This is a genomic window from Actinoplanes oblitus, assembly GCF_030252345.1.
Taxonomy (GTDB): domain Bacteria; phylum Actinomycetota; class Actinomycetes; order Mycobacteriales; family Micromonosporaceae; genus Actinoplanes; species Actinoplanes oblitus.
Map to the genome: position 1 here is coordinate 9,179,066 of NZ_CP126980.1, position 12,835 is coordinate 9,191,900.

The following is a 12,835-nucleotide window of genomic DNA, read 5'->3' on the forward strand; positions in this document are numbered from 1 at the left end:
AGCGCGCCTACGTGGCGTCGAGGTCGAAACGCTGCGCCGGTCGGGGAGCCTGAGGCACCTCGGCCGGCGCGGTGCTTTTCGCCGGCGAGGAGGCGGTCCGCAGGTCGGACGCGGTCTCGCTCAGGTGCGACTTGACGCCGTCGAGGTCGGTCTTGACCCCGTTCAGATCCTGCTTCACGTCGTCGAAGAGGCTCTGCAGCGGCTGGCGCAACGCCTGCTCGTCCTCCTCGCTGAGCAGGTGCTTGCGGATGAACGCCTTCGGATGCAGGTCCTCGAGCTGGATGTCGGTGCCGAGCTCCTTGCTCAGGTCGGAAGTCGCGTTCTGCGCCATGGCGCGCAGCCCGCGCAGCATCCGCAGCCCGTCACCGATGACCTTGGGCAGGCGCTCCCCGAAGATCAGCAGCGCGAGCATGAGCAGCGCGCCGATCTCCCACCAGTTCAGATTCTCGAACACGAGTGGCCCTCCCAAGGCGTCCGGGAGCAAGCGTACGCACGAGACCTGTGGCCGGACACCCCACCCGGCGGTCAGTTCGTGTCGGCTGCCAGGGTGACCGAGGCGGAGGCGGTCTTGGTGCCGCGGCGGTACTCCACCGCGACCACCGCTCCGGGGGCGTGTTTGCGCACCAGGGCGACCAGATCGGTGCCGTCCTGCAACGGGTGCCCGTCGAGTTTGGTGAGCACGTCACCGGCTTTCAGACCGGCCGCCGCGGCCGGGCCGGCCGGCTCCACCGAGCGCAGTTTGGCCCCAGCGGTGCCGCTGCCACCGGCCGCCGTCGCGCCGATCACCGTCCGCCGCGCCTTGCCGGAGTCGATGATGTCCTGGGCGATCCGCTTGGCCTGGTTGATCGGGATGGCGAAGGCGAGCCCGATGTTGCCGGCCTCGGTCTCGGTGCCGCCCACCGAGCGGATCACCGAGTTGACCCCGATCACCTGGCCGCCCGCGTTCACCAGCGGGCCGCCGGAGTTGCCCTGGTTGACCGCGGCGTCGGTCTGGATCGCCGCGTAGTAGCGCGTCGGGCCGCCGGACTCGCCGGCCTCGATGGTCCGGTCCAGGGCGCTGACGATGCCGTACGTGACGGTGTTCTCCAGGGCCAGCGGCGAGCCGAAGGCGAGCACCGGGTCGCCCACCGCGATCGCGTCCGAGTCGCCGAACTCGATCGCCGGCAGCCCGGACTTTGCGATTTTGATCACGGCGATGTCCGACTCCTGGTCGCGGCCGACCAGTTTCGCCGGGGCCGTCGAGCCGTCGCTGAAGGAGACCGACATGGACTCGCCGGCGCCGTCCACCACGTGGTCGTTGGTGATCACGTAACCGTCGGCGGAGACGATGAAGCCGGAGCCGATGGCGCCGGTCACGTGCACCGTGACGACGCTGGGCTGCACGTTCTTGGCCACCCCGGCGAACGAGTCGGGGTCCCGGTTCACCTGCTGCGGGGCCGGCTGGCCGGTGCCGCCCAGCTGGGTGCCGGGGCCTGCCACATAGCCGCCGCGGACCGCGAAGACGAATCCGAGCGTGCCGCCGATGCCGCCCGCCAGCAGGGCCGTGAGCAGGCAGATCAGCAGCACCGGGGTGTACGACCGGCGAGGCGCGTCCGGATCGGCCACCGGATCGAGGGCCGGTCCACCGGACGGCGGGGGCGGCGGCAGCACCACGGCGGACGGGGCCTGCGGATCGCGCCAGGGATCGTGGAGCGCGTCGGTCCACCAGGGCGACCCGGGTGGCGGCGGCTGGTGCCCGCCGGGCGCGGACGCCGTGGGTGGCCGGCGCCAGTTCCAGCCGTCGGTCACGTCGGGGCCTCCAGTCATCGCTCGCCCGGCACCGCATCCAGGATGACACGGATCCGCCCGCTCCGGCCGTCCAGCCGTGGCCGGGCCGTCCCGACTGGGTAGTTGATCCATCGACGGCACCGTGCATCACCGGTGGTCATCGCTCTACTCTCTATTCCGATGTGCGTGGTTACACCGCGACATCACCTTTTCGCCACGGAGGTTCGTCATCATCGGTCCCGCCCGCTCCTTCGGTCAGACACCGGGCCACGCCATGCCGTTCGCGGAGACGTACGCGACCGAGGACCCGGTGCTGCAGACCGCCCGTTCGCTGGCGCACGAGCTCGGCCTGCCGTGCGTCTCCCCCGGTGCCGGCTCGGTGCTGCGCCTGCTGGCCGCCGCGGGCAACGCCAAGGCGGTCGTGGAGATCGGCACCGGCACCGGGGTGAGCGGGGTCTGGCTGCTGCGCGGCATGCGCCCGGACGGGGTGCTCACCACCATCGACGTGGAGCACGAGCACCAGCGGATCGCCCGGCGGGTGTTCGTCGAGGCCGGCTTCGCCCCGTCGCGGACCCGGATCATCAGCGGGCGGGCGCTGGACGTGCTGCCCCGGCTCGCCGACGGGGCGTACGACCTGATCTTCGTGGACGCGGACACCACCGAGTTCGCCGCCTGCACCGACGCGGCACTGCGGCTGCTGCGCCCGGGCGGTGTGCTGATCGTCAACGGGGTGCACGCCGGCGGCCGGATCAACGACCCGGCCGCCCGCGACGTGGACACCCTGACGATCCGCGAGACGGTGAAGGCGATCCGCGAGTCGGAGGACTGGATCCCGGCCGTCATCTCGTCGGGTGCCGGCTTACTGACCGCCGTCAAGCGCTGAGAGGTACCGGATCAGCGTCCGGGCGCCCCAGCCGGTGGCGCCCTTGGTCAACTCCAGGTCGTGGTCCTCGGCCCAGGACGGCGCCGACATGTCCAGGTGCGCCCACGGGGTGTCGCCGAAGAAGTCGCGCAGGAAGAGCGCGGCCATCACCGACCCCGGACCGGGCGGCGTGCTGATCCGGTCGGCGATGTCGCTGCGCAGGTTCTCCAGGTAGTCGTCGGCCAGCGGCAGCCGCCACATCCGCTCGCCGGCCGCCGCGCCCGCCTCGGCGAGCGCCCGGGCCAGCTCGTCGTCCGGGGTGTACAGGGCTGCCGTGCGCTTGCCCAGCGCCACTGCGTTCGCCCCGGTCAGGGTGGCCAGATCGAGCACCAGGTCGGGCCGCAACCGGTCGGCGGCGTAACCGAGCGCGTCGGCCAGCACCAGCCGGCCCTCGGCATCGGAGTTGGTGTTCTCCGTGGTGGACCCGTCGTAGTGGGTGATCACGTCGCCGGGGCGGAACGCGGAGCCGCTGATCGCGTTCTCGGCGAGCGGGACCAGCGTGGTGATGCGGACCGGCAGGCTCAGCTCCGCGGCGGCGAGCGTGGCCGCGACGACCGCGGCCGCCCCGCCCATGTCCTTCTTCATCAGCTTCATGCCGTCGCGCGGCTTGATCGAGATGCCGCCGGTGTCGAAGGTGATCCCCTTGCCGACCAGCACCACGTGCCGGGCCGGCCCGGCGGGCGTCCAGCTCAGCTCGACGAACCGGGGCGGGGAGACCGAGCCGCCGCCGACCGCGAGCAGGCCGCCGAAGCGCTCCAGCTCGGCGCCGGCCAGCACGGTCGCGGTCAGGCCGGGCCGGTCGGCCGCCAGCGCGACGACCTGGTCGGCGAACCACTCCGGGTTCTTCGTCGAGGCCGGCGTGTTGGTCAGGTCCCGGGCCAGCCAGGTGGCGGTGGCGGTGGCACGCGCCTGACGCAGCAGCGCCACCTGTTCCGGCGAAGCGGGCGCCACCAGATCCACCCGCCCGGACCGCGGTGGCGTCGGCGCGTCCCGATAGCGGTAGCCGCCGAACCAGACGCCCTCGGCGAGAGCGCGCACCGGCGCGTCGGCGGGCAGCAGGATCTGGGCGCGTTCGTCGTCGCCGAGCGCCCGGACGATCCCGGCACCGGCGGCCCGCCAGCCGGCCTCGTCGCCGGCTCCGACACCGGCCAGCAGCACCCGGGCCGGACGCCGCAGCGGGCGGGGCAACACGGTGATCTCGCCGGCACAGGCCGGCCCGGACAGCGCGGAGACCTCCGCGCCGAGCTCGCCGTCAGGCACGTGACCAGCGGGAACAACCCAGGTCTGCGCGTCGTCGAGCTCTTCAGTCAACCCGATTGCGAACACGGGAGGATGACCTTTCGGTAAGACGTGGAAAGCCCGCCGGTACGGGCGGTACCGTACCGGCGGGCTCGCGTGAAACGTCAGCCGGCGATCGACTTCAACGCGTCACCCAGCGCGCTGGCCTCGTCCGGGGTCATCTCCACGACGAGACGGCCACCACCCTCCAGCGGGACGCGCATGACGATGCCACGACCCTCTTTGGTGACCTCCAGCGGACCATCGCCCGTCCGCGGCTTCATCGCCGCCATTTTGTCTCCCCTCAGACCTACGTCAGGGTTGGTGGGTTACCCCACAGCCACTTGCTCCTGGAATGCCAGCAGCGCGTCACGTGCTCAGCCCCACGTGACGCGGTGCTCGTTTCCGACCGGCGGCCGTACAGGCCGTTTCACGTCTTCACGCGTAGCGGCCCACCGTGCCGATCAAACATTTTCCCTGATGAACACCGGCGAACCCAAACCCAGCCCGGGCGGATGTGACAGCGTCTAGCATATCGTCTTTCGGGCTGTCACAATGTGCGGTCATGCAGGCGCGGTCCGCACTCTTCGACCTGTACGGCGACTACCTGCGCACCCGTGGTTCGCGGGCCCCCGTCGCCGCCCTCGTGCGGCTGCTCGCTCCGCTGGACATCGCGGCCCCGGCGGTCCGCACGGCAGTGTCGCGAATGGTGCGACAGGGGTGGCTGCATCCGCTGCGCCTGGCCGCCGGACCGGGCTATCTGCTCACCCCGAAGGCGGCGCGCCGGCTGGACGAGGCCGCCGCCCGGGTGTACCGAACCGGTCGTGGCGGCTGGGACGGCCGGTTCGACCTGATCGTGGTCCGGGATCCCCCGCTGGCCCGCCGGGACGCCGAACGGCTCGCCTTCCTCGGCTACGGCCCGCTCAGCGATCAGGTGTGGGTGGCCGCGCGCGCCTCGGACGAGGTGGAGGCGGCGCTGCACGAGGCCGGCGCCGGTTACGAGCGCTTCAGCGCCAGCCACACGGCCGGCTCGGCGGGCGCCACCGAGATCGTCGGCAAGGCCTGGGACCTGGACCGGATCGGCGAGTCGTACCGGGAGTTCGAGGCGGAACTGCGGCCGGTGGTCAAGGCGGTCACCGGGCGCAGCTCGGACGAGGAGGCGTACGCCGCCCGGTTCCGTCTGGTGCACGCCTGGCGCTCGTTCCTCTTCCGCGACCCGCAGCTGCCCGCCGCACTGCTACCGGCCGGCTGGCCGGGCATCCGGGCCGCCGGCTTCTTCGACAAACATGCCGCCCGGCTGCGCCCGGCTGCCGATCGCTACGTGGAACGCTGCCTGCACGACAGGGGTAGATTCGCGCCATGACAGACGTGCTCCTGGTCGACCGCACCGACGCGGTCGTCACGCTGACCCTGAACCGCCCCGAGGCGATGAACTCCTTCACCGTGGACCTCAAGGAGGCCCTGCGGGACACCCTGGCGGAGCTGGAGACGGACCGGTCCTGCCGGGCGATCGTCCTGGCCGGCGCCGGGCACGCCTTCTGCGGCGGCCAGGACCTGCGCGAGCACGCCACGCTGCTGGAGAAGAGCACCGACCTGGACACCGTCCGGGTGCACTACAACCCGATCGCCCAGCGGCTGGCCAGCATGCCCAAACCGGTGATCGCGGCGGTGCGCGGGATGGCCGCCGGGGCCGGCGCGTCGCTGGCCATGCTCGCCGACTTCCGGGTCGGCGGGCCGGCCACCAAGTTCCTGATGGCGTTCGCCAACGTCGGCCTGGCCGGCGACAGCGGCATCTCCTGGTCGCTGCCGCGGATCGTCGGGCACGCCCGGGCGGTCGAACTGCTGCTGCTGGCCGAGCCGGTGCGGGCCGAGCGGGCCTACGAGATCGGCATGCTCTCCCGGCTGGTGGACGACGACGAGCAGGTGCTGCCGGCCGCCCAGGAGCTGGCCGCGCGCCTGGCCGCCGGCCCGACGGTGGCCTACGGCGCGATCAAGCGGGAGCTGTCCATCGGTGACGCCGGGACGCTCTCCGACGCGCTCGCCGCCGAGGCGCAGGCCCAGTCGATCTGCGGCGCGACGGCCGACCACAAGAACGCGGTCGACGCCTTCGTCAACAAGCGGAAGCCGGTCTACGAGGGCCGCTGACCGACTCGAGGTCCGCTTTCCACCGATTTACGGTACGCCGCTCCGGTCGTACCGTAAATCGGTGTTGATCTTGTGATTAGTCCTCGTCCTCTTCCTCGGGATCCTGGTTCGCCTCGATCCCCAGGACGAAGGCCTGCATGGCCAGCTCGTCCCCGGACGGCCAGACATAGGTCGGCAGCTCGCGCGGCCCCAGGTCGGACACGTGCGACCAGAACTGCCGCACCGCCTCGGCCGGACCGGCCGCCTCGATCGGCAGCGCCACGCTGACCAGCCAGCTCCGTTTCGGCAGCGGCCGGCCCAGCCGCTCGGCGAAGCGCTCGAAGTCCGCCTCCGCCACCGCGCCACCGGCGACCAGGTCACCGGCCGGGATCGGCTCGTCGAAGGCGCGGCGCAGGTAGGCCAGGGCGAGGTACTCCCCGGCTTTCTCCACCCGGCCCAGGGCCACCACGTGGTCGTCGGCGATCAGCAGCGCCTCGTCGCCGGGCGACACGCCGGCCGGGCCGCCCTTCACCACCACGACGTCCTGCTGGAACAACCGCTCCGTCGCCCACTGCTCCGACGGGATGACCACCGACCATCGCACCATGGCCCTATCCCATCACGGGAACCCAGCAGCCGATGAGGTGGTCGTCAACCATGCCGGTGGCCTGCATCAACGCGTACGCCGTGGTGGGCCCGACGAACTTGAAACCGCGCTTCTTCAGCGTCTTGGCCAGCGCGGTGGACTCCGGTGTCACGGCCGGGATGTCGGAGCGTCGCGCCGGCCGGGGGCGGGGTGCCGGCGCGAAGGACCAGAGCAACTCGGTCAGCTCGCCGGGCGCCAGCTCGGCGGCGACGCGGGCGTTGTGCAGCGCGGCGTCGACCTTCATCCGGTTCCGCACGATGCCCGGGTCGGCCATCAGCCGGGCCGCGTCGGCCTCGCCGAACGAGGCGACCTTGGCGATCGCGAAATCCTGGAAGGCCGCCCGGAACGCCGGGCGCTTGCGCAGGATGGTGATCCAGGACAGCCCGGACTGGAACGCCTCCAGGGTGAGCCGCTCGAACAGCGCGTCGTCGCCGCGGACCGGCTTGCCCCACTCCTCGTCGTGGTACACCGAGTAGTCCGGCGAGCCGGCGCCCCAGAAACAGCGGGCCCTGCCGTCGTCGCCGATCGCCAGGTCGCCGGTCACGGCAGCCGGCCCTGCTCGACCAGGCGGCCGAAGCGCTTCAGGGCGCCGGTGAAGCTGAGCTTGGAGCCCGGCCAGAGGACCGGCCAGGCGATCTTGCCGACCGGGCCGGGTGGCAGGTGGAACCACTCGTGCAGGACCACCTGGGTGCGGTCGCCGGACATCGCGGTGCAGCGCATCGAGCCGGGGCCACGCAGCACCTTGCCGCAGTGCACGACGCGGACCTCGTACGGCGCGTTCACCTTCACCACGCGCAGCTCGTCCCGCAGCACCGCCGGGCCGAGCGCGGTGACCGCCTCGACCAGGCTGCCCTCGCCACCGTCGCCCTCGACCACCCGGACCCGGGTGAACGGGATCCACTCGGACTGTTTCTCCCAGTCCATGAACGCGGCGAAGACCTTCGCGGCCGGGGCGTTCACGATCACCGTGGCGGTGACCTCCCCGGTACCCGGTTCGGCGGCGTCGTCGCTCATCGGCTCTCCGCCGGCTCCTCGTCGGCCTTCTCCTCGACCTGGTCCGCCGCGACCTCGTCGGCCGGCACCTCGTCCGCCGGGACCTCCGCCACGACGGGCTCGGCGGAGCCCGGCGCGACGGCTGCCTCGCGGGCCGCCCGCAGCGCGTCGGCGTCCGCCGTCCGGCCCTCGCGCAACGCCGTCACCTCGGCCTCCAGCACCCCGATCAGTTCACCCTTGTAGCCGATGTCGTACGCCGCCCGCTGCAGCGCCTGATCGACCTGGGACATCCGGTACCCACGCCAGGCGGTGTCGAACTTCGTCCTGGCGATGTCGTCCTCGCCGAGCGGCCGGTCCCCGGGCAGCGGCACCGACTTGCCGTCCGGCTCGACCGGGGTGAGCCCGGAGTCGCCTCCGCTCAGAAGAACGGTCACGCCGAAGACGATCGTCCCGACGACCAGTGCTACGACAATGAAGAGCAGAAGCTGACTCATGCGCACGATGTTGACATGTCGGCTTTCCGTAGGCGAGTCCGCCACCCACCCTCAGCGCCCGGTGCGTCTCTCCGGACGCGGACCGGAAGCCGGTGATCATGGCAGTCGGTCCGCCGGCCGGTGGTCCGGATGGTGGCCGCGGTCCGGCCCGGTGCGCGGCCTGCCTTCCGGGCAGGCGCTTCAGCTCCAGGTCAGCACGCGCTTGCGCCAGGCGTAGAGGATGCCGAGCGCCAGGACGGCCACGAAGACACCCATCTCGGCGATCGCGGCGCCACCGAAGCCGGGCCGATCGAAGATCACCGCCCACGGGAAGAGGAAAACGGCTTCCACCGCGAAAAGCACGTAAAGGTACGCATAGACGTAGTACCTGATCTGGACCTGCGCCCAGTCCCCGCCGACCGGATCGATGCCGCTCTCATAGGGGATGCGCTTGCCGACCGGCTCGGCGGGCCGGGCCGGACGCAGCAGACGGTTCGCGCCGAACGCTGCCACGAACAGCAAAACCCCAGCTAGCAGGACCAGCCCGAGGGTGGCGTAGGAGCCGAGATAACCGTCCACGATCGTGCAGCCTACCCAAGACCACTAGCTCGGGGGAGCACCGGATGGCTACTGTGGGCAACGGTCCGCGGCGGCTCAGGTAAGGGGCGGCGAAGTAGTGTGGAAGTGACGATTGTGCGGGCCGGCTCATCGACGTGCGTACACAAGATCGGCCCGCGCTCTTTGGAGGTTGAAACGTGGCCGCTCCCGCGAAACGAGTCGAACAGCTGGACCGGGTGGTCATCCGGTTCGCCGGTGACTCGGGCGATGGCATGCAGCTCACCGGTGACCGGTTCACCTCGGAGACCGCGCAGCTCGGCAACGACATCTCGACGCTGCCGAACTTCCCCGCCGAGATCCGCGCGCCCGCCGGCACCCTGCCGGGCGTCTCGAGTTTCCAGGTCCATTTCGCCGACTACGACATCCTGACCCCCGGCGACTCGCCGAACGTGCTGGTCGCGATGAACCCGGCCGCGCTGCGGGCGAACCTGTCCGAGCTGCCGGCCGGCGCCGATCTGATCATCAACACCGACGAGTTCACCAAGCGCAACCTGGCCAAGGTGGGCTATGCGACCAGCCCGCTGGACGACGGGTCGCTCGCCGACTACGCGGTGCACCCGGTCGCGCTGACCTCGATGACCGTCGGCGCGCTGGCCGGCCTCGGCATCGCGAAGAAGGACGCCGAGCGGGCCAAGAACATGTTCGCCCTCGGCCTGCTCTGCTGGATGTACTCGCGACCATTCGAGTCCACCCTGCGCTTCCTGGAGCGCAAGTTCGCCAAGCGACCGGAGCTGGTCGAGGCGAACAAGACGGCCTTCCAGGCGGGGTGGAACTACGGCGAGACCACCGAGGCCTTCTCGGTGCGCTACGAGATCAAGCCGGCCCGGATGCGCCCGGGGACGTACAAGAACATCACCGGCAACCAGGCGCTCGCGCTCGGCCTGGTCGCCGCGGCGGTGCGGTCCAAGCTGCCGCTCTTCCTCGGGGCGTACCCGATCACCCCGGCCTCGGACATCCTGCACGAGCTCGCCAAGCACAAGCGGTTCGGCGTCACCACCATGCAGGCCGAGGACGAGATCGCGGCGGTCGGTGCGGCGCTCGGGGCGTCCTACGGCGGCGCGCTCGGCGTCACCACCACCTCCGGGCCGGGCGTGGCGCTCAAGGGCGAGACCATCTCCCTCGCGATCGCGCTGGAGCTGCCGCTGGTCATCGTCGACGTGCAGCGGGCCGGGCCGTCCACCGGCATGCCGACCAAGACCGAGCAGGCCGACCTCAACATGGCTCTGTACGGCCGGCACGGTGAGGCACCCCTGGCCGTGATCGCGCCCCAGTCCCCGTCGGACTGCTTCCACGCCGCGTTGGAGGCGGCGCGGATCGCTCTGACCTACCGGACGCCCGTCATCCTGCTCTCCGACAACTACGTGGCGAACGGGTCCGAGCCGTGGCTGCTGCCGTCGGTGGACGAGTTGCCGGACCTGTCGGTGGAGTTCACCACGGCGCCCAACTCCCCGGACGGGAAGTTCCTGCCGTACCTGCGAGATCCGCAGACGCTCGCCCGGCCGTGGGCGGTCCCCGGCACGCCCGGCCTGGAGCACCGCATCGGCGGCCTGGAAAAGGCGGACAAGACCGGCGACATCTCCTACGATCCCGCCAATCACGAGTTCATGGTGCGTACCCGGGCCGCGCGGATCGAGGCGATCCAGGTCCCGGACGTCGACGTCGAGGATCCCGAGGAGAACGCCCGGGTGCTGGTGCTGGGCTGGGGCTCGACCTACGGCCCGATCGGCGCGGCCTGCCGGGCGCTGCGGCAGCGCGGCCTGACCATCGCGCAGGCGCACCTGAGGCACCTGTCGCCCCTCCCCGACAACCTGGGCGAGGTCCTGAAATCCTATGACAGGGTGGTGATCCCGGAGATGAACCTCGGCCAGCTCGCCCACGTGATCCGGGCCAGATACCTTGTCGACGCGGTGCCGTTCAACCAGGTCAGCGGCCTGCCGTTCACCGCGGCCACGCTGGAGAGCATGCTGGAGGACGTGGTCAAGAATGGCTAGCCCGACGATCCCGTTGAAGCTGACCGCCAAGGACTTCAAGTCCGATCAGGAAGTCCGCTGGTGCCCCGGCTGCGGTGACTACGCCATCCTGGCCGCGGTGCAGGGCTTCATGCCGGAGCTGGGCATCCCCCGGGAGAACATCGTCTTCGTCTCCGGGATCGGCTGCTCGTCGCGATTCCCGTACTACATGAACACCTACGGGATGCACTCGATCCACGGACGCGCGCCGGCGATCGCCACCGGCCTGTCCGCGTCCCGCCCCGACCTCAGCGTCTGGGTGGTGACCGGCGACGGCGACGCGCTCTCGATCGGCGGCAACCACCTCATCCACGCGCTGCGCCGCAACGTCAACCTGAAGATCCTGCTGTTCAACAACCGGATCTACGGCCTGACCAAGGGGCAGTACTCGCCCACCTCCGAGCTCGGCAAAATCACCAAGTCGACGCCGGCCGGCTCGGCGGACTCGCCGTTCAACCCGCTCTCGCTCGCGCTGGGCGCCGAGGCGACGTTCGTGGCTCGCACCATCGACTCGGACCGCAAGCACCTGCAGTCGGTGCTGCGGGCCGCCGCGGCCCACGAGGGCTCCGCGTTCGTCGAGATCTACCAGAACTGCAACATCTTCAACGACGGCGCCTTCGACCTGATCAAGGACGCCGACACCCGCGACGAGCACCTGATCCGCCTGGAGCAGGGCCAGCCGATCACCTTCGGCGCCGACGGCCAGTATTCCGTCGTACACCCGGAGGGCAGCTTCGGCCTCCAGGTCCAGCAGGGCGGCCAGGCCATCGTCCACGACGCGACGGTCGACGACCCGGCCTACGCGTTCGCCCTGAGCCGCCTCTCCGGCTCCGACCTGCACACCACCCCGATCGGCGTCTTCCGCGACGTCAAGCGGCCGTCCTACGACGAGATCGTCCGCAAACAGCTCCTGGACGCCACGACCACCGGCACCCCCGAGGAGATGCTCACCGACCTCCTCAACAGCGGCGACACCTGGACCATCATGTAAACCCCACGCTCCCCGAGACGTCTGATCCGGCGCCTCCGGCAGTCCCGGGGTCCCCCGACCGCGCGAAAGGTCCGGCACCGCTTCGGTGCCGGACCGTCCTTTCCGGTACGCCCTTCCCGTCCCCACCCGCACAGCCCCGTCCCGTGCCTCGGCGCCAGGCCGCCCCCACCTCACGACCGCGAGGCCGCATCCGGGCCAAGCCGCCCCTTCCGGTGGTCCGCCCAAACCCCAACCCCGTCGGCTGGTGCTCACGGTGCTCTCCGACCCGCCGACACCACCATGCGCGCCAGCCCGCCCGACTCGTGGGCCCCGGCTGGCCGTGACGGTGGCCTCCGAACCCGCGACACCACCATGAGCACCAGCCCACCAGTCACGGCTGGCCGTCACGGTGGTCTCGGGGCCCGGGACACCACCGCCAGCACCAGCCCACCCGGTCACGCCGGTCGCGGCTGGCCGTGACGGTGGCCTCCGAACCCGCGACACCACCATGAGCACCAGCCCACCGGCCACGGCTGGCCGTCACGGTGGTCTCGGGGCCCGGGACACCACCGTGAGCACCAGCCCACCCGGTCGCGGCGGTTGCGGCTGGTCGTGACGGTGGTCTCCGGGGACGGGACACCACCGTGAGCACCAGCCCACCCGACTCGTGGGTTGCGGCTGGCCGTCACGGTGGTCTCCGGGGACGGGACACCACCGTGAGCACCAGCCCACCCGGCCGCGGCGGTTGCGGCTGACCGTGACGGTGGTCTCCGGGGACGGGACACCACCGTGAGCACCAGCCCACCCGGTCACGGCGGTTGCGGCTGGCCGTGACGGTGGTCTCCGGGGGCGGGACACCACCGTGAGTGGCAGCTCACCCGACTCGTGGGAGCGGCTGGTCGTGACGGTGGGGTCTGGGGCGGGGGACCACGGTGCATGGCAGCCGGGGTGGGAGGGGCCGGGGTTGGCGGTCGTGGGCGGCGGCGGGCGTCGCCCTGGAGGGGTGGGCGTTTTGGACGCGCCAGCGTCCTGCCC

The 12,835-nt window shown here is 71.3% G+C and carries 14 protein-coding genes; 5 read left to right on the forward strand and 9 right to left on the reverse strand.

Annotation, left to right across the window (positions count from 1 at the left end; translation table 11 throughout):
- Nucleotides 1-7: 7 nt before the first annotated feature.
- Together Actob_RS40885 and Actob_RS40890 are read right to left on the reverse strand one after the other, a co-directional pair.
- Nucleotides 8-454 carry a Sec-independent protein translocase subunit TatB gene (locus tag Actob_RS40885; protein WP_284917325.1) on the reverse strand — a complete coding sequence of 149 codons (447 nt, stop codon included), beginning with the start codon at nt 452-454 and terminating at the stop codon, nt 8-10.
- Between the two features lie 71 nt (nt 455-525).
- Nucleotides 526-1,806, reverse strand: coding sequence for a S1C family serine protease (locus Actob_RS40890; RefSeq protein ID WP_284917326.1), 1,281 nt, complete (start codon nt 1,804-1,806; stop codon nt 526-528).
- Nucleotides 1,807-2,041: 235 nt separating this feature from the next.
- On the opposite strand from Actob_RS40890, the gene Actob_RS40895 reads away from it, so the two are divergent.
- The gene (locus tag Actob_RS40895; RefSeq protein WP_284917327.1) at nt 2,042-2,650 is read left to right on the forward strand and encodes an O-methyltransferase; all 609 of its coding nucleotides are present in this window, start codon (nt 2,042-2,044) and stop codon (nt 2,648-2,650) included.
- Here the strand turns inward: Actob_RS40895 and Actob_RS40900 are convergent.
- Both Actob_RS40900 and Actob_RS40905 read right to left on the reverse strand, forming a co-directional pair.
- Complete coding sequence (locus Actob_RS40900) at nt 2,627-4,015, reverse strand: leucyl aminopeptidase family protein (RefSeq protein WP_407653502.1); 1,389 nt, start codon at nt 4,013-4,015, stop codon at nt 2,627-2,629. The genes Actob_RS40895 and Actob_RS40900 overlap by 24 nt on opposite strands.
- A 77-nt stretch (nt 4,016-4,092) precedes the next feature.
- Nucleotides 4,093-4,260 (reverse strand): DUF3117 domain-containing protein, encoded by a 168-nt coding sequence (locus Actob_RS40905; protein ID WP_014694782.1) that lies wholly within the window; start codon nt 4,258-4,260, stop codon nt 4,093-4,095.
- 272 nt (nt 4,261-4,532) lie between these two features.
- Here Actob_RS40905 and Actob_RS40910 point away from each other — a divergent pair, with 272 nt between their 5' ends.
- Together Actob_RS40910 and Actob_RS40915 are read left to right on the forward strand one after the other, a co-directional pair.
- Nucleotides 4,533-5,330, forward strand: coding sequence for a PaaX family transcriptional regulator (locus tag Actob_RS40910; RefSeq protein WP_284917328.1), 798 nt, complete (start codon nt 4,533-4,535; stop codon nt 5,328-5,330).
- Nucleotides 5,327-6,112 carry an enoyl-CoA hydratase-related protein gene (locus Actob_RS40915; RefSeq protein WP_284917329.1) on the forward strand — a complete coding sequence of 262 codons (786 nt, stop codon included), beginning with the start codon at nt 5,327-5,329 and terminating at the stop codon, nt 6,110-6,112. Before Actob_RS40910 ends, Actob_RS40915 begins: the two co-directional genes overlap by 4 nt.
- Nucleotides 6,113-6,188: 76 nt before the next feature.
- Here the strand turns inward: Actob_RS40915 and Actob_RS40920 are convergent, their stop codons facing one another.
- The 5 genes from Actob_RS40920 to ndhC form a co-directional block, all read right to left on the reverse strand.
- Complete coding sequence (locus Actob_RS40920) at nt 6,189-6,698, reverse strand: hypothetical protein (protein ID WP_284917330.1); 510 nt, start codon at nt 6,696-6,698, stop codon at nt 6,189-6,191.
- Nucleotides 6,699-6,702: 4 nt separating this feature from the next.
- A complete protein-coding gene (locus tag Actob_RS40925) occupies nt 6,703-7,281 on the reverse strand; it encodes a DNA-3-methyladenine glycosylase I (protein WP_284917331.1) in 579 nt (192 codons plus the stop codon).
- Complete coding sequence (locus tag Actob_RS40930) at nt 7,278-7,751, reverse strand: SRPBCC family protein (protein ID WP_284917332.1); 474 nt, start codon at nt 7,749-7,751, stop codon at nt 7,278-7,280. Before Actob_RS40930 ends, Actob_RS40925 begins: the two co-directional genes overlap by 4 nt.
- Entirely contained in the window at nt 7,748-8,224 is a 477-nt protein-coding gene (locus Actob_RS40935; RefSeq protein WP_284917333.1) for a DivIVA domain-containing protein, read from the reverse strand. Before Actob_RS40935 ends, Actob_RS40930 begins: the two co-directional genes overlap by 4 nt.
- 180 nt (nt 8,225-8,404) lie before the next feature.
- A complete protein-coding gene (gene ndhC, locus Actob_RS40940) occupies nt 8,405-8,782 on the reverse strand; it encodes an NADH-quinone oxidoreductase subunit A (protein ID WP_284917334.1) in 378 nt (125 codons plus the stop codon).
- A 251-nt stretch (nt 8,783-9,033) separates the two neighbouring features.
- On the opposite strand from ndhC, the gene Actob_RS40945 reads away from it, so the two are divergent.
- Both Actob_RS40945 and Actob_RS40950 read left to right on the forward strand, forming a co-directional pair.
- Nucleotides 9,034-10,812: a 2-oxoacid:acceptor oxidoreductase subunit alpha gene (locus Actob_RS40945; RefSeq protein ID WP_284922501.1), complete on the forward strand. Its 1,779-nt coding sequence runs from the start codon at nt 9,034-9,036 to the stop codon at nt 10,810-10,812.
- Entirely contained in the window at nt 10,805-11,821 is a 1,017-nt protein-coding gene (locus tag Actob_RS40950) for a 2-oxoacid:ferredoxin oxidoreductase subunit beta (protein ID WP_284917335.1), read from the forward strand. Before Actob_RS40945 ends, Actob_RS40950 begins: the two co-directional genes overlap by 8 nt.
- The last annotated feature ends 1,014 nt before the right edge of the window (nt 11,822-12,835 follow it).

Excerpts from the sequence above, each read along its gene's own strand:
- Actob_RS40890 (WP_284917326.1), bottom strand. The coding sequence starts at position 1,806 with ATGACTGGAGGCCCCGACGTGACCGACGGCTGGAACTGGCGCCGGCCA.
- Actob_RS40895 (WP_284917327.1), top strand. The coding sequence starts at position 2,042 with ATGCCGTTCGCGGAGACGTACGCGACCGAGGACCCGGTGCTGCAGACC.
- Actob_RS40905 (WP_014694782.1), bottom strand. The coding sequence starts at position 4,260 with ATGGCGGCGATGAAGCCGCGGACGGGCGATGGTCCGCTGGAGGTCACC.
- Actob_RS40910 (WP_284917328.1), top strand. The coding sequence starts at position 4,533 with ATGCAGGCGCGGTCCGCACTCTTCGACCTGTACGGCGACTACCTGCGC.
- Actob_RS40915 (WP_284917329.1), top strand. The coding sequence starts at position 5,327 with ATGACAGACGTGCTCCTGGTCGACCGCACCGACGCGGTCGTCACGCTG.
- Actob_RS40920 (WP_284917330.1), bottom strand. The coding sequence starts at position 6,698 with ATGGTGCGATGGTCGGTGGTCATCCCGTCGGAGCAGTGGGCGACGGAG.
- Actob_RS40930 (WP_284917332.1), bottom strand. The coding sequence starts at position 7,751 with ATGAGCGACGACGCCGCCGAACCGGGTACCGGGGAGGTCACCGCCACG.
- Actob_RS40935 (WP_284917333.1), bottom strand. The coding sequence starts at position 8,224 with ATGAGTCAGCTTCTGCTCTTCATTGTCGTAGCACTGGTCGTCGGGACG.
- Actob_RS40945 (WP_284922501.1), top strand. The coding sequence starts at position 9,034 with ATGCAGCTCACCGGTGACCGGTTCACCTCGGAGACCGCGCAGCTCGGC.
- Actob_RS40950 (WP_284917335.1), top strand. The coding sequence starts at position 10,805 with ATGGCTAGCCCGACGATCCCGTTGAAGCTGACCGCCAAGGACTTCAAG.